The organism is Ktedonobacter racemifer DSM 44963 (genome assembly GCF_000178855.1).
Lineage (GTDB): Bacteria > Chloroflexota > Ktedonobacteria > Ktedonobacterales > Ktedonobacteraceae > Ktedonobacter > Ktedonobacter racemifer.
This window is the reverse complement of the sequence record NZ_ADVG01000001.1, coordinates 3154985-3171447: the sequence shown is the minus strand read 5'-3', so window position 1 is coordinate 3171447 and position 16463 is coordinate 3154985. Positions and strand designations below refer to the sequence as shown.

Annotated in this window: 13 protein-coding genes; 7 read left to right on the top strand and 6 right to left on the bottom strand. The window is 54.8% G+C overall.

Features of this window, described 5'->3' with window-relative positions; all coding sequences use genetic code 11:
* Positions 1–9: 9 nt before the first annotated feature.
* Both pgeF and KRAC_RS61470 read right to left on the bottom strand, forming a co-directional pair.
* On the bottom strand, positions 10–915 hold the full coding sequence (gene pgeF, locus KRAC_RS13450; protein ID WP_007907787.1) for a peptidoglycan editing factor PgeF: 906 nt from the start codon (positions 913–915) through the stop codon (positions 10–12).
* Between the two features lie 260 nt (positions 916–1175).
* Complete coding sequence (locus KRAC_RS61470; protein ID WP_007907786.1) at positions 1176–2591, bottom strand: LCP family protein; 1416 nt, start codon at positions 2589–2591, stop codon at positions 1176–1178.
* 230 nt (positions 2592–2821) lie between these two features.
* On the opposite strand from KRAC_RS61470, the gene KRAC_RS13440 reads away from it, so the two are divergent.
* From KRAC_RS13440 to KRAC_RS13425, 4 genes are all read left to right on the top strand, one after another.
* On the top strand, positions 2822–4009 hold the full coding sequence (locus tag KRAC_RS13440) for a M24 family metallopeptidase (protein WP_007907783.1): 1188 nt from the start codon (positions 2822–2824) through the stop codon (positions 4007–4009).
* Between the two features lie 264 nt (positions 4010–4273).
* The gene (locus tag KRAC_RS13435; protein ID WP_007907782.1) at positions 4274–5887 is read left to right on the top strand and encodes a DnaJ-like cysteine-rich domain-containing protein; all 1614 of its coding nucleotides are present in this window, start codon (positions 4274–4276) and stop codon (positions 5885–5887) included.
* 175 nt (positions 5888–6062) lie between these two features.
* Positions 6063–6599 carry an RNA polymerase sigma factor gene (locus KRAC_RS13430; RefSeq protein ID WP_007907780.1) on the top strand — a complete coding sequence of 179 codons (537 nt, stop codon included), beginning with the start codon at positions 6063–6065 and terminating at the stop codon, positions 6597–6599.
* Between the two features lie 11 nt (positions 6600–6610).
* Positions 6611–8164: a WD40 repeat domain-containing protein gene (locus KRAC_RS13425; RefSeq protein ID WP_007907777.1), complete on the top strand. Its 1554-nt coding sequence runs from the start codon at positions 6611–6613 to the stop codon at positions 8162–8164.
* 68 nt (positions 8165–8232) lie between these two features.
* Here the strand turns inward: KRAC_RS13425 and hisS are convergent, their stop codons facing one another.
* From hisS to KRAC_RS13410, 3 genes are all read right to left on the bottom strand, one after another.
* Positions 8233–9549, bottom strand: a complete 1317-nt coding sequence (gene hisS, locus KRAC_RS13420; RefSeq protein WP_007907776.1) for a histidine--tRNA ligase — start codon at positions 9547–9549, stop codon at positions 8233–8235.
* 209 nt (positions 9550–9758) lie between these two features.
* On the bottom strand, positions 9759–10007 hold the full coding sequence (locus KRAC_RS13415) for a hypothetical protein (protein WP_007907775.1): 249 nt from the start codon (positions 10005–10007) through the stop codon (positions 9759–9761).
* A gap of 238 nt (positions 10008–10245) precedes the next feature.
* Positions 10246–10479: a hypothetical protein gene (locus KRAC_RS13410; protein WP_007907773.1), complete on the bottom strand. Its 234-nt coding sequence runs from the start codon at positions 10477–10479 to the stop codon at positions 10246–10248.
* Positions 10480–10641: 162 nt separating this feature from the next.
* Between KRAC_RS13410 and KRAC_RS13405 the strand changes: the two genes are divergently transcribed.
* Positions 10642–11025: a hypothetical protein gene (locus KRAC_RS13405; protein ID WP_007907771.1), complete on the top strand. Its 384-nt coding sequence runs from the start codon at positions 10642–10644 to the stop codon at positions 11023–11025.
* Positions 11026–11120: 95 nt separating this feature from the next.
* Here KRAC_RS13405 and gyrA read toward each other — a convergent pair whose 3' ends face one another.
* Positions 11121–13679 (bottom strand): DNA gyrase subunit A, encoded by a 2559-nt coding sequence (gyrA, locus tag KRAC_RS13400; RefSeq protein WP_007907769.1) that lies wholly within the window; start codon positions 13677–13679, stop codon positions 11121–11123.
* Between the two features lie 388 nt (positions 13680–14067).
* On the opposite strand from gyrA, the gene KRAC_RS13395 reads away from it, so the two are divergent.
* On the top strand, positions 14068–14643 hold the full coding sequence (locus tag KRAC_RS13395) for a CvpA family protein (protein WP_007907767.1): 576 nt from the start codon (positions 14068–14070) through the stop codon (positions 14641–14643).
* A gap of 177 nt (positions 14644–14820) precedes the next feature.
* Complete coding sequence (locus KRAC_RS13390) at positions 14821–16449, top strand: PH domain-containing protein (protein WP_007907765.1); 1629 nt, start codon at positions 14821–14823, stop codon at positions 16447–16449.
* Positions 16450–16463: the final 14 nt, after the last annotated feature.

The window sequence follows — 16463 nt, the reverse complement described above, 5'->3', positions numbered from 1 at the left end:
GCTGACACCTTACTCTCCTTGAAGCGCGATGAAGACCGCGAAGCGCCCGGTTTTCCCCTGCTCCTTGCGGTGTGAGAAAAAGCGCTCAACGTGGCAACTGGTACAGAGGTTTGCCGCCTCAATATGCTCCTCAAGCAGGCCAGCCAGGAGTAGCTGGCGGCGGTGCGTCTCTTGCAAATCGAGACGCAGGCTCTCGCGACCCTGCACATCGACTGTGCTAAAGGTCGCCGACTCGCGGACAAGCTTACGATATTGGGGATCTGTAGGTGCAACATCGAATAATTCGCGACCCATAAAAATTGCGCGTACCTGTTCAGAGACCTCGTAGCAACATGTGCCAATCGTGGGTCCGATACCTGCGAGGATGTCTTCTGGCTGGCAGCCAAAGCGCTCGCGCATAGCCTCAATCGTCGCGGGTCCGATGCCTCGTGCTGTGCCGCGCCAGCCCCCGTGTGCGATGCCGGTGACCTGTTTGACGGGATCATAAAAGACAAGAGGCGTGCAGTCCGCGAACGACATGGCCAGGCCTACACCTTGTTCATGGGTAATGACGCCATCGCCCTTGCGAATCGTCTCAGGTGCCCAGCCTGGTCGATAGTAGGAGACCTGGCCCCAGTCGGTACGCCAGGGGTCCTGGTAGGTAAACGTATGAATATCTGCTTCGTGGACCTGCCAGAGCGTCACACAGGGCCGGCCCTCCATATTCATTGCTTGCAAGACTAGTTGGCGATTCTGGATAACGCTCTCCACAGAGTCGCGTAGTGTGCTGAGAACTGGTGTGGAGGTATTGAGTCCGGTAAAGGGGGCCTCACTCACGCCGCCCGCGCGCGTAAAAACACCATGGATTAGATTGGGATAGGGGGTAAAAAGTTCAAATCGCAGGTAGTGTAGGTCGCCAAACTGCTGCTCAATCAAGGTTCTATCCTTTATGCTCTAACAAGAGAAGGGCTGGTCTGTTCCTCGCTATATCTGTGGCGCACTTCTCTTATTTCATATTCGGTCTCTGCTTTATGTTTCTTCATTCTAGCACATCCATCGGGTGTCTCAATCTTTCGCGCCTGCGGCGCTTATGAGCTAAGTCAGTGAAGGACGGGCGCGGGCATTCACCCGCGCCCGTCCTTCACTGACTTAGCTGGTGAGTGCTAGAAGCGTTGTAGGGCCCAAGCTGGCTTGGACTATGGTCCATCAGGAGGTTGGGAGGGCTGTGTTGGGAGAGGCGTGATGGTTGATGTTGCGTCTGGCTCAGAGGTGCTTGTGGGGAGAGGCGTGATGGTTGATGTTGCGTCTGGCTCAGAGGTGCTTGTCGGCAGAGGCGTGTATTCGGTGTCAGAATTGCGATCCTGGACGTTGCAGCTATGGGTACTGGCATCCAGGGCAAAGACGTGATTGAGGAGTGGCTGGAGCGCCGCGCATTCTGGGAGTATCACCGCCTGTGTGGTATCAGTTGTGGCGTCATAGATCTCTTGTGCTGTTCCATAGTCTTGCTCATTCTGCCCTGGCCCAAGCGTGATATGCTCAATCGTGTGTGTATCGAGGGTGCGCGCAAAATTGGCCAGGTTGAGTAGTTCGCCTGTGTCCAGGTCAGTATAGGTGTCACCCTGCATATCATTGAGAAGGCTGGCGAAATGTGTAATGACATTGGTCAGGGTCAACTTCTGGCGTAATGCCTCCAGCACCTGCTGCTGGCGTTGGTTGCGGCCAAAATCTCCAACCAGGTCGCCATGCCGCGAGCGTACATACTTGAGCGCCTCGGCTCCCGAGAGATGTTGTGGCCCGGGTGGCAGATAGAGGCGAGTGTAATTGTAAGCATTGTTGTAGGCCTTGTCTGGATCGGCCTGCTGTCTGGTATCATCGGGATAGGCATCATCCACAATGGGGTGGTGCGCCTCGATATCGATTCCTCCCATGGTATTGATGAGCTTAGCAAAGCCATCTAGACCGATCCAGGCGTAGCGATCAATTTTGATACCATAGTCTTCCGCAAGCGTTTTCTCTGTCAGAAGGACACCATCTTCGAAGCGATTGGCATGCTGTGTACCCAGGTAGAAGGCCTGGTCAAGCTTATACATTCCATTGGCTTCTGGCACCCAGACCCAGGAGTCACGTGGGAGTGAGAGCATCGTAACATGATTGTGTATGGGATCCACGCGTACGACTATCACAACCTGCGTTAGTACCTGGGGGAAAGTGTATTTGGCATCATTATCGCTCCCCAGGAGGAGAAAGTTCCAGGCATGGCCCTCAATACTCGCAGCCTTATTGACGGGGCGAAGAAACTTTGCCAACTGAGCCTGTAGCGGGTTGCCAAGCTGAAAATAGCCAGCCACGCTGATGAGTATAGCAAGCAGAAAGAAGGTTAAAAAGACATACGAGCCGATATGGTTTTTTTTGTATCGTCTGGAGGCTTGCTTTTGTGGAGGCGTAAGCTCAAAATTAAACACTGAAGGGTGTTTGAACTGGTGAGGCTGCGTTTGCCTGCTGAAGGCTTGTATATGAGGCTGCGTTTGCCTGCTGAAGGCTTGTATGTGAGGCCGTGGTGTCTGCTGTAGTTGTGAATCGAATTGCGTATGATCCGAAGGATACTGCTTCATAGACACTTCTCAGTTCTAGCTTGTAGTAATACGGCCCGGGGGTAGCCCTGGCTCGACAAACGCCTATGCCATCAGGTATTTTTTACGCTCATCCAACCGCAACGCACTGTGCGCTAAGAGGCGGAACAGTTCTGGCATCATGGGCGCTCCTTGACGAAATCTCGCCCATATTTATAGTATAGTGAAGGAGAGTATTGATATTCTCCGGGTTACTACGAGGAAGGTTGAATATGGTTTTAGCACAGATACAGCAAGCATTACAGGTGGAAGGATTGGCGGGGTGGCTCTTTTATGATTTTCGCGGCTCCAACCCGATTGCCTATAAGGTGCTCTCGCTCTCCACGCGCGAGTTCTACTCACGACGCTGGTTCTATTTTATTCCCGCGCAGGGCGAACCCACGGCCTGCATCAGCTCGGTGGAGTCGCATGTGCTGCGCTCACTGCCGGGAAAGCGGCTTGTGTTTCGGACCTGGCAGGAGCTAGAGACGCACCTGGGAGCGCTTCTGCCAAAGGGCGGACGCATCGCGATGGAGTACTCTCCGCGCAACGCCATCCCGTATATCTCGCGTGTCGATGCTGGAACGATTGAAATGGTGCGTGCCTGCGGCGTCGAGGTGGTCAGCTCGGCAGACCTGGCGCAGTACTTTGTGGCGCGTCTGACGGAGGCGCAGGTGCGTGGACATCGCGAGGTGGGCCGTCGCCTGATCGCCGCCAAAGATCAACTGCTCGCAGAGTTGGGTCAGGATCTACGCGCCGGTCGCGAGCTGCATGAGTATGCGGTGCAGCAGCGCTTTGTCGCCTTGATGCGCTCCATGGGCATCCAGCTCAATGGTAGTTATCCCATCGTCGCAGTGAATGGCAATGCCAGCAATCCGCATTATGCACCAGGTGAAGAGCACAGCAGCCCTATCCGCCGTGGTGACCTGCTCTTGCTGGACTTCTGGGGTACGCTAGAGGGCGAAGAGGATGCTGTCTTTGGTGATTACACCTGGATGGCCTTTGCTGGGAGCGAGGACGAGATTCCCCAGAAGCAGCGCGAGGTCTTTGAGGTCGTGCGCCAGGCCCGTGACTCCGCCATCGCCTTTATTCGGGAACGTCTGGTAGCAGGCACGCGTGTCGAGGGGCGTGAGGTCGACGATGTGGCGCGCAACGTCATCGCGAAGGCAGGCTATGGCGACTACTTTGTGCATCGCACCGGCCACAACATTACTACCATGGACCATGGCGATGGCGCCAACAATGACAACTTCGAGACCATGGACTCGCGTGCCCTGCTCGCCGGCACCTGTTGCTCCATTGAGCCCGGCATCTACCTCCCCGAGTTCGGCGTCAGAAGCGAGGTCGATCTCCTCATTCACGAACACGATGTCGAAGTAACCGGCGTGCCTGCGCAGGAGCGCCTGACTCCCCTTTTATAGTCGATGGAGAAAGTGTATGGGGGCGAACGGGCTATGCCCGTTCGCCCCCATACACTTTCTCCATCGACTATTGAGATTACAACCCTCCTCACATTGGGGCGTATAAGATAGTGATGACCGCAACGCAATAATTATTGATCCCGTTCGACAAGAATGTTTGCGTATAGAGCGAGATGTATTGCTATAAATGGTCGTGGATAAGCTCAGAAGCAGCTACAAAGATCCTCTACAATGTGAGCACAGCCAGACTGGAGGCTTCGACCCATGGGCGACGAGTATCGCGAAAACGACAACTATAACTACGATCCGCATACCCACGAACAAAAAGATGGGTTTCAGGGATCTTCCGATGATTTAGATAAGCGTATTGAGGATATCAAGCGCCTGGTGGTGCAGGGAGCGAACGAGGCTCAGCAGCGTATCAAGCGCGTTGTTGACCGGGCTGGTGGCTACTGGCAGCAGTCACAGACGACACCTATGCCTCATCAACCCTCAAGCGTTGAAGAGCACCGTATTCGTCAACTTGCTAACATGTGGAGTAACCAGAACTGGCGCGTCGCGCGCGAACTGGGCACCTATATGGAGGTGCGTTCCCTGCGCACCGATGAGGTCTGGGAAGTCACGCTGGAGACGCGCTGGGAGACCCGCACTATGGAGATTGTCAACGAGCCATATCAGGGACGCAACGTTGGTATGCCGCGGCCCTTGCTGCCAGTCTGGGACTACCAGTTGGCAGATGTGGTGGGCTTAAAAGCCCCGCTGACACGCACACGCTTGAACGATCTCGACGAGGTGGTCTCCTGTACCAACTGCAATAGTACAGGGCATGTGCTCTGCTCGAACTGCAATGGGCGTGGCTGGATCGTCTGCCCCGAGTGTAAGGGGCGTACCAAGAAGCGTTGCACAACCTGCCGTGGGCGTGGCTATATCTCTGATGTTACACCCGGTGGCGAGAAGAAGCCCTTCTTCCAGCGCCAGGCCGATACGCTGATGCGTTCAGTTAGTGGCAAGTTCTCCGATGCGCTGGATGGGATTCGCCAGCAGGGCGTGCCTGTTCCCAATCCCATGGATACCGACCCCGCGAGCAAAGGTCCTGTTATCCCCTGCCCGGATTGCGTCAAGGGCGAAATGCCCTGCACCTGTGGCAATGGCAAGCGGGTCTGTGATGTCTGTGAAGGCGCGCGTATGGCACTCTGCAACAATTGCGCGGGCACAGGGAAACTGGTACGCCATCGTGAGATTGTGCGTAGCTTTGACCTTCGTACGCAAGCGCGTATCGTGGGAGAGAGTGTTATCCCCTCGCAATACCTGGAGAAATCTCATGGCGACCTGGTCTATAGCGCCGAAATCACGGAGCCGCTCTACGCCGATGCCCCCCCTGACGAGGTACCAAACGACGTGTGGCGCTCTGCGGTGGAGATGATCAACGCGGAGCAGCGCCAGGACAAGCCGGGTATCGATCCCCAGACGCAGTCGCGCCCCACGCTCCAGGTTGTGGAACTGGTGCGCATCCCCTATACCGTCGTGGACTATCACTATGCCGACCAGGATTATACGCTGTATATCTACGACAACGAGGGGCAAGAGAAGTTTTACGCCGATTCTTATCCTGTGCGCTGGGATCGCATAGATCGCCTCTTTAAGGCCATCTCCAATGACCTGTTGACGCCAGCCCCAGGTGCGGCTCCTGGAGCGACAGGCACACCCACATCCTCCGAGGAGAGCAATCGTGGCTATAAAGCCGAGCGCACAACCGGGGGCTACCGGGTGCCCATTGAGTTCTCGCCCTACGAGCCCGAAGAGGAAGAGGGCGAGAAAAAGCCCGAGAAGCCCGATGACAACCAGGGCTTTAACGGGAACGACTATCGCTATCGCTAAGCAATAGACTTGCTCGCGTGAGCAAATGCGGTCCTCTGTCTGGTGTTGCATAACGCCATGCAGAGGACTTTTTTCTATTTCTCAACAGGATGTGACGTTTTCCGCGCCTTCCCGATAGTTATGAATGGATAAGTTCGTGCACGGACAACACTCCACAGAGACATAGGAATTAAAAATGCGGCAATCATTATTCACGGATGAGAATGTAGACTCACTCACATCCAGTCTCTATCAGCAGTACGCACAGGCGCTCTTTACCTACCTGCGTTTGCATCTACCTTTGCGCGAAGATGCGGAGGATATTCTGGTGGACGTTTTTGTAGCGGCCATGGAAAACTCTACATTTCAAGGTCTCGCACCGGGTCAGCAGCGCCAGTGGCTCTGGCGTGTCGCGCACAACAAAGTCGCTGATCACTATCGTTCAGCGGCGCGCAAACGGCAGATGTTGACGCTTGAAGAGGTTCAGGATGAACTTCTAGAGGATGAAGAGTTCGCACCGGCCTGGCTGGCCGAACGCAGCGAAGAGTATCAGCGCTTACAGGCACACGTCCAGAGACTACCAGAGTTGCAGCAGAAGCTGCTCCATCTGCGCTTCGTCAATGGCTTGCGCAGTGCGGATATCGCACGTATGCTCGGAAAGCAAGAAGGGGCTGTGCGAATGCTGCTCTCGCGTACGCTTAATCTATTGCGCTCTACCTACGAGAAACACTGAGGTGGCTTACCATGACGGAACATAATAACCAATTTACACCCGAGGACGTAGATGCGCAGATCGAACACTTCGCTGGCTCATCACGCGAGCAATCGCATCTGTTGAGCAATGCGCACAGCCCGGACGAGAGACTGGTCGCGGATCTGCAACTCATGTATCGCCAGGGGGCACCCCGGGCTATAGCTGATGAGGATGAGCAATCGCTTCAGCATGCCTGGGAACGTATCGCAATGATTGCTGCTGCGAAACAGGCCAGGAGGCCTGGGCGCCAGGCGCGCCCGAATGCGAGGAACGCAGTTATGAATCGAGCAGACAAACAGCCAAAGAACGTGACGAACTTATTCGAAAGGCGCACATGGCAACAGCGTATCGGGCTGATTGCCGCTGCCTGTGTGATTGTGCTAGTCGTGGGCAGTATGGTGCTACTCTTTAATGCCGCGCGTATAAAAAATACAAATTCGGCTTCAGGACCGCAGTTGGGAGTTACAGCCACGGCGACGCCAACCATCGCCAGTGGTAAGCCCTCTACCACCAACTTACCTATCAAATTGAGCAAGAACGTGGGGAAGGTAGTTTACACCTGGAATGGCCGTGCGAATGGGCAGATGGATGGCTTTTACGACCTGGCCTGGTCGAAGAATAGTAAGCGTATCGCCTCCGCCAGCCTGAATGTTGTTCTTTGGGATGCCACGACCGGAAAAAATAGCGTTGTACTTGACTCTAATCAAGGAAGTCAGTTTAGTGGAAGTATCCTGGCGGTGAAGTGGTCACCCGATGGGAGATATGTTGCTTCGACATTTGGGGGTCAGATTCTGATTTGGGACCCTGCGACAAAGACGATACTTCATAAGCTAACCTACCCAGGCGTTCCCGTTGCCAGTACCGCTACTGGTAGTGGTAAGTACCTCAATAGCTATGCGCCTCTGAGCGGTGGCGTTATGATTTATGACTTTGCCTGGTCGCCAGATGGCAAAGAGATCGTCGCTGCTAACCCCTTTCACAATGGGACATCGGCAAATGAGTCCATGGTCACCTGGGATGTAGCAACACAGCAGATCAAGACCAAATTTATTGGTCACACCGACGCTGTGAACAAGATTGCCTGGTCGCCGGATGGCAAGTACATTGCCTCGTCCGCGTACGATAGTACTGTGCGTGTGTGGGATGCGAAGTATGGGCAGGAAGTGTATAAGCTTAGTGGTCCTTACGCTGCACTGGCCTGGTCTCCAACTGATGCCAAACGCCTGCTTATCGGCTTCGCAAATGGCACACTGGAGAGCATTGATGCCACAAATGGCGCTAATCCCCTGAAGTATAGTGAACAGGTTGGACTGGGTATCTCATCTGTGGCCTGGTCGCCAGATGGCAAGATGGTGGCCGCAGCTGGTAAGGGTGTAAAGCTCTTTGATGCGCAGAAGGATGCCTTACTCTACACATATGGCGGTAACGCTGACTTTATTCGCTGCATGGCCTGGTCTCCCGATGGCAAATATATTGCTACGGGCGACAACATGGGCGAAGGTGGAAGCAATACCAATGATGTAAAGGTGTGGATCGCGCGATAGTTAGTTAGAGAGAACAAGAGAGGGGCATCGCGATACCGCGATGCCCCTCTCTTGTTCTCTCTAAGAGATTATACCGTGGCATGCTCACGCTGCTGGAAGTAGGCTTCCAGCTCATCTAAGCGGACCTGTGTCTGTTTGCTATCGATATCCTCACCCTCGGCGCGCATATCCTTGATGGTGATGACGCCATTCGCCAGCTCGTCGGCGATAATGAGGATGGCGTACTCGGCCTGTGAGTTGTTGGCCTGCTTCATCTGGGCCTTGCGGCTGCGGTCGCCGTAGCTCATCTCGGTACGTAGGCCGGCCTTACGCAGGCGCGCTGTGACGTGGACCGCCGCGTCCTTGAGCTCTTCTGTGCGGTCGAAGTAGACGACGAAGACCTGGGCCTTCTTCTCGGCGGGTGGCTCAATCCCCTGGCGCTTCATCTCCAGGATGGTGCGCTCAATGCCCGCGCCAAAGCCAATACCGGGCACATGTGCTCCACCCAGGAGCTCGGCCAGGCCATCGTAGCGCCCACCACCATTGATGGAGAGCTTACTGTCAAACTCCGAGATAAACTCAAACACCGTGTGGCTATAGTAGTCCAGGCCGCGTACCAGGAGAGGATTGATCTCGTAGGGGACTCCGTAAGCCTCCAGGTAGCGGCGCAAGGCGGCGAAATGCTGTTGCGCGCTCTCGCTCAGGTGATCAATGGTCTTGGGCGCGTTGGCGATTTTGGCCTGGTCCTGCGGCTCTTTACAATCAAGCAGGCGCAGTGGGTTCTTCTCAAAGCGCACTTTGCAGTCCGCGCAACACGTATCGAGCAGGGGGCGATAGTACTCTCTGAGCTTCTCGATGTATTGGGGACGGCCCTCTGGATCACCAATGCTGTTGACCTGGACGTTGATCTGTTTGAGGCCCAGGCGAGTATAGAATTGGTAGAGCAAGGCGATCATCTCTGCATCCAGAACTGGATCGTTCTCGCCGAGTGCCTCGCAGCCAAACTGGTGGTGCTCGCGGTAGCGCCCAGCCTGTGGCCGATCACGGCGGAACATAGGCTCGCTTAGATAGTAGAGCTTGACTGGCTGAGGCAGCCTCGACATGCCATGCTCCAGGTAGGCGCGCACAACGCCCGCCGTGCCCTCCGGGCGCAGCGAGAGGTTCTGGCTGCGGCCCTCTTTGTCGGCGCGGTCGTCAAAGCTATACATCTCTTTTGAGACGATATCAGAGCTCTCGCCAGAGGTGCGCCGGAAGAGCGAAGTCTCCTCCAATAGCGGGGTCTCGATGCGGCGATAGCCAAATAGCTCTGCGATCTCCTGGGCGACCATCTCTACATACTGCCAGTAGGGTTGCTCGTCTGGCAAGACATCTCTAAATCCTTGTAAGGCTCGAAATTGTTCTGACATAATGGCTCCTGCTCCTCCACATACATACGATTGGGGCTATTATAGCAAATTCTACCGTGAAAGGCACCTGCTTTGCAGCATTTTCGCGCCTGCGGCGCTCAAGGTAAGGGTGTATACGTGGAAAATGGCAAGGCCATTTTCCACGTATACACCCTTACCCTGGAGGGCTCGCGTAGCGACCCGAGGCGCAGCGATTCGAGGCACAGAGCTTATGTGATCCAATGGCCGGTGACAAACTGGGTGAGGAGGAGGAAGAGCAGGTAGCCTGAGATAAGCAGGTAGTGTAAGTGAAAGGCACGGCACTGTCCGATGTTCGCCAGGATAATGAAAGCCGGGAAATCCATGAGCAGATAGCGTGGAAAGGACTGGAGGGGGAAATCGCCAGAAGAAGGCCGTGGGGAAGAGCGAGAGATAGAGAATACTACGTCGTGCCAGTCCAGGGGTAGATGCGAATACAAAATCCTCCTGCACGAGGCGATAGAATACCATCAGCAGCACGAACCAGGCGAGGTGCGAGATGACCGTGCCCGCGAGGTAGGGCGAGGGAATAATGGGTAGTGTCAACCGGATCAAGAGGGGATAGAGTGGAAAGAAGGCCGAATGTTCGATCTGACTATAGCCCTGGATCGTAATGTGTTCATAGTGCAGACTGTCCCAATGCTCCCAGGCGTGAGCCAGTACTGGCCATGATGCTGCTCACCAGGAGAAGTCTGCCAGGGTGTACAGGAGACTATAGCATGTGCCGACAAAAAACGCGACATGCAGGGCCAGATAGAGCAGGACAACTTCGCGCGCGGCCTGATACCATGCGAGCAGGTGTCTGGCCTTCTGCCCTGAACAAAACGGGTCTCTATAGCTGCGTGGGGCGTGGGAACTACTCGTCTCACTGCGCCTCAATCCCTTGTGTCCGCTAAAGCGGATAAGCCTCATAGATCACTTTCCCCCGCTTCTATTGGCCTGTTAAAAGATATATGGTCTCTGTGAGGAATGTAGCAAGCAGATAAAATGATGTGTGTCTATATGTTGAGGCTTGTTCCTGTGTGGTAGGATACGAGGAAGAAGGTTTTATCCCTCATAGTCCAGGAGCCAGTGATGTCTGTTTCATTTGCCGAACAATATGCGAGCCTGTTGAAAGATGTCTTTCGCGAGCAGGCGCAGCAACAACTTGCACAGGGCGCGGATGCGCTAACATGTGCCGATATATATGCCGAGCAGGGCAAGCCCGATTTTACCCTGGCCTTTTTGCTTGCATTCGATGCTGAAGACGAGGTCAAACGCGAGATTTTGGCACGTTCATATGAGATGCGGGCTGATCTTTCGGAGGAGCAGGCCAGGAAGTTTTCCGAGGAGTTTCACCGCTCTTTCCCCTTGATCGCCCAGGAGGCGCAGAAAGATCGATCCGCCGCCCAGAAGATCCGCCAGGGGCAGAAATTGCGCCGGAGCACGCACCTCAAAGCGCTGCGTATGAACCCATAAACATATGTATGCTGAAAGAAGACAGAGAGTTGGCCGGGTCGCTCGTGAGCGACCCGGCCAACTCTCTGTCTTCTTTCAGCTTTTTATTTTTAGGCTTAGGCGTTCTCGCCTTCGTCTGAGGTCTCCTCGTCCTCCTCGATTGCGTCGGGGATTACCTCTTCAACCTCAGTTATGGCTGTCTCCTCACCCTCGACCACTTCGGCCTCGGCCTTTTCCTCGTCATCGGTCTTCTTGCCGTTGGCTACAGCGACGGCGACGACCTTATCATCTTCGGCGAGGTTCATCAGAGTGACGCCCTGAGTGGCGCGACCTGCCTGGCGGACCAGGCTTACATCGGTACGGATAACCACGCCGCTGGCCGAGATGAGCATCAGGTCGTTATCCTCTTCAGTGACCATGCGAGCCGAGGCAACCTTGCCGGTCTTCTCAGTGACCTTGGAGGTCAGCACGCCGCTACCACCACGATTGTAGGTGGGATACTCATCGATGGGGGTGCGTTTGCCATAGCCGTGTTCGGTAACGACCAGCAACTCGCCTCCAGGAATGACCGCGTTTAGGGAGACAACGGTATCGTCGTCTGTCAGGCGGATGCCGCGTACGCCACCACTGGTGCGCGAGGCAGAGCGGAGCTGGTCAACGCCAAAGCGAATAGCGTGGCCATGCAAGGTGATCAGCAAGACGTCTGCCTCGGGGCCAACGAGCTTGGCGCCGATCAGTTCATCGTCATCCTCCAGGTTCATGGCAATCAGACCTGAGCGGCGGACGACCTCGAAATCACTCATCGCGGTCTTCTTGACCTCGCCTTTCTTGGTGGCGACGACCAGGAAGTCATGGGTGTGTCCCTTGGGGACGTAGACAATAGCAGTGACGCGCTCACGCTGTTCAATCGAGATCAAATTGATCAGATGCTCGCCACGAGCCGTGCGACTGGTATCGGGCAGCTCATAGACGCGTAACTGGAAGACGCGACCCCGATCCGTGAAGAAGAGCAGGCTATCATGCGTATGTGGAACGAGCAGGTGGCGAACCGTATCGTCCTCGCGTGTCGCCATGCCAGTGACGCCTCGTCCACCGCGACGCTGCGCGCGATAGGTTCCAGAAGGCAGGCGCTTGATATAGCCCTTCTCGGTCAGGGTTACCACGACCTCTTCGTTAGGAATCAGGTCCTCGTCCTTGAAGTCGCGGACCTCGCCCTCCTCGATTTCTGTGCGGCGAGCATCGCCAAACTTCTCTTTGAGTTCCTTGAGGTCCGCCATGATGATGCCGCGAATCTCGTTGATATCGCTCAGGAGCTTGTGGTAGTAGTCGATATGCTGCAAGACATCCCTGAGCTCATCCTCTACCTTCTGGCGCTGTAAGGCGGCCAGGCTGGCGAGGCGCATATCCAGCACCGCGCGTGCCTGCTCGTTTGAGAAGCCGAAGGTTTGTTGCAGTTCTTCGGCCAGGCCAGCCGTCTCGCGCCGTGAGCCGCGAATAATATTGATAACCTCGTCCAGGTTATCCATGGCGATCTTCAAGCCCTCTAAGATGTGCTTGCGTGCCTCGGCCTTGCGTAGCTCAAACTGGGTACGCCTGGTGATGACCTGCTCGCGATGGGTAATGTAGTGCTGTAAAAACTTCTTGAGCGTCAGGGTTTGCGGCTGCGAGTCGACCAGGGCCAGCATGTTTGTATTAAAAGAGCTCTGCATGGCCGTATATTTAAAGAGAGAGTTGAGAATGCTGCGTGGATTGGCGTCACGCTTGAGTTCGACAACCATGCGCATCCCCTGGCGGTCCGACTCGTCGCGCACCTCAGAGATACCCTCAATTCTCTTATCGCGAGCCAGTTCAGCGATCTTCTTGACCAGGTCGGCCTTATTGACCTGGTAGGGAAGCTCGGTGGTGATAATGCTGGCACGTCCGCGCTCGTTCTCTTCGATATGGGTGCGAGCACGGATCACGATGCGACCTCGACCGTTGGCATAGGTATTGCGGATGCCTTCGCGTCCCTGAATGAGACCACCGGTTGGGAAGTCGGGGCCGCGTACGATACGCGCCAGGTCTTCGGTTGTGGCTTCTGGATTCTCAATCAGGTGGATAATGCCATCACAGATCTCGTGGAGGTTATGAGGTGGTATATTGGTCGCCATACCCACCGCGATGCCCGTTGTACCATTGAGCAGCAGATTGGGCAAGCGAGCTGGAAACACCACCGGCTCCTTGGCCTGGTTATCGTAGTTGGGAACGAAATCGACGGTATCCTTATCGATATCGCGTAGAAGCTCATCGGCAATGGCCGCCATTTTAGCTTCGGTATAGCGCATGGCGGCGGGTGGATCATCGTCTTGCGAGCCAAAGTTGCCCTGACCCAGGACGAGGGGATAGCGCATCGACCAGGGCTGAGCCATACGCACCAGAGCTTCATAGACAGAGGCATCGCCATGAGGGTGGTAGCTTTTAAGCACCTCGCCCACGGTACCAGCGCATTTGCGATACGTTCTGTTGGATTGTAGCCCCATCTGCTCCATGGCATAGAGAATGCGTCGATGCACGGGTTTTAAACCATCGCGTACATCGGGGAGCGCGCGGCTTACAATGACACTCATCGAGTAGTCGAGATAGGCTCCCGTCATCTGCTCGACGATGTTGACTGTTTTGATATTGCCTAGTTGCATAAAACATCCTCACCCAGAAAAAATCAAGACATAGCCAGATGGCGATATCGGAATGAAGTGCTGGTGTATAACGACTGTGTATCAGTTGCAGCTCTTACAGGTTTAGGAGGGGATTTAGAAAATTTGATCCTGCCTACGTTTATAGTATAGCACATTTGGGGCATAGTAACGAGTTTTTGCCCTTAGGTAATGGTACGTTATTAAGTTGGATTCATGTAGGCTTTTGGAAACAAATTTGGTATATTCTGCCCTATGTTTTAGAGATATCGTGTGGTATGATTTAATGCAAGAACGGAAATTGCGGGAGAGTCATATCACCTGTAGTCACAAAGAGGGCGAGTAGTGTTGCGTCCATTAACACTGATGCCATAGGGGAGTGACGAACATTATGTCTTTGCCATTTACAGAAACGCAATGCTTCTATGTAGCAATTCTGGCATTTATCGTCATCGGGTTTCAACGCGGCTGGAAGAGGGAACTGGTCTCGCTTGTGTTTGTGCTCCTGGCCATTTTCCTGGTGCGCCCCGATAGTGGAAAATCGTTTAGCGATTTTCTGAATCGCCTTCCATCCGTCTTTGGATTTCTCGTAACAGGAAACACCACAGGAACCCCTACGACTCCGACGACGAACTTTCTCTTAGGTCCCTGGGGGGCTATCATATTATTCGCTGCAGTTGTAGGGCTTGGCTACTTCATTGGGAATAAGGCATTCCCAAGGCCAGGCGCGCCAGCGGAGCGCTTTATTGGTGTTATTCCGGGGATTGTCTCGGGAGCCTTTATTATGGCCTTCCTTAGCAGTCTGATCCCTAAAAGCGCCAATGGGCAATCGTTTCTCACTGTTGCAGTCCAGACGCCTGATCCTGGCAATTTTGTGCCTATTCTCTTCCTCATCGCCATCGTTGCGGTCATTGTGGCCCTGATCGCTTCACGAACGAAGAAGGCTGGTGGGGGAGTCAAAAAATAGCAGGCGTTTACGCTGTCGTACCGTACTATAGGCTCCGCTTCAGGGGCCGCCTTTCAAGATCTTATTCCGAAACCCAACGTCACTCACGTGACTAGCGCTTCGCGCTCAGGGTTTTCGGATCAGAAGTAACTCGCGTTTGTGGCACGTTGCTCGGAGATGGAAGCATCGAGGTGAAGAATGGCTGAAAAAATCAGGGAGAAGGCCGCTAGCGCCACAAAGCAGGATCCCTGGGCTTCTGGACGCCAGCGTTTTAACTTGCAACAATTTCGGCGCAAAGGCCGAAAAAACAAATGGACCTTTTCTGGGCAGCAGCCTGATGAAGAGGTCCGTTTGGTTGTGCGCCGTCACTGGTGGTTTCTGATCCAGCCAGGCGCGCCAGTCATTGGCCTGGCCTTCCTGCTGGTGCTCCTGCTCTGGGCCTCGACGGTCCTTCCAGGGGATACTACTCTCTGGTGGACAATTAATGGCCTGCTCTTCCTCTGCCTGCTGGGAGTAGGAGGCTGGTTTGCCTATCGTCACCTGGTCGCCTGGTGGTATGAGACCTATATCATTACTAACAAGCGCATTATCAATGCGCGTGGTCTCTTGCAGCCTACACGCCAGCAGACGCCGCTTGAAAAGGTAGAGCAGGTAGGTACAGGCGTCGACTCGATGCTGGGCCTTTTCCTCGGCTTTGGCACGGTTCACGTCTACCTGGCGGGTGGCGACCTGGTCATGAAGGAGGTTCCCAACCCCAAGAAGGTGCGTGACGCCATCCAGGGGATCACGGACGAGATCAAGGCCAAGAAGAAACCTGAGCCCCCGATTCCGCAGGTGGAAGATCCGGCCCTGGCCAATGTGCTCAAAGAGCTGGCCAAAGGGAAGCCGGTCCCCGAGCTACAGAACGCGGATGCCGACCTGCCGCCGCTGCGAGGTGAGGAGGGACGCTTCCAGGGTCCCAGGCGCACCTTTGGTGGTATTTTGCGCATCCCGACAGATGTGCGCTATACCTCCGGCGAGTATACCGTCAAGTATGTGCAGCGTTCGCGCTATGTGCTCTGGCGCAATGAGATCATTCCCGCGGCCTCGCTCCTGGTTGTGCTGCCGTTGACCTTGCTGATGCCCTCGTTTAACCTGGTGACCGGGCCATTTCTGGGCTACTGGCTCTTCTTTATGGGCCTAGTGGTTCTGGGCTTGCTGGTCGCGATGGGCCTCATCTACATGAATTATGTCGATGATGTCTATATCCTGACCAATAAGCGTATTATTGATATCAATCGCTACTTCGTCTTCTTCTTCGAGCAGCGTATCGAGACCGAATACAAAAGCATTCGCGATGTCAAGGTCATGGTGCCCAATCTCCTTGAGCGCTTCCTGGATATTGGAAATGTCTACATTGAGACGCCGGGCAATAACCCAAACATCATCCTGGAGTCGGTTGACCATCCCTTTGTGTTGCAGGACGAGATCTCAGCTATTCGTGGACACAAGGAGAAGGTGGATAAGGCCAAAAAGGAGAATGAAGACAAGAAGAATATGGAGCGCTGGTTCGGCACCATCCTCAAAACAATTGAAGATACGACCAGGAGTCGTGGCGCGCCTGACTTGCGGCATAAAGACCTGCTGACCGCGATGGAATATGCCCATGAGTATGGGCTGGAGGTCTCGGTCTGGGGTGAGGCTGAGCCTACCAGCGCGATGCCGCCGGGCTATGTCTTGCATCAGAGTCCGCCGCCAGGAACCATCATGGAGGCCGGCAGTTGTATCGAGGTTGTCTTGAGCACGAGTCTGCGTACTCCTCTTGCCAACCAGGTCCAATCCTATTAGCCTAAAAGAAAGAG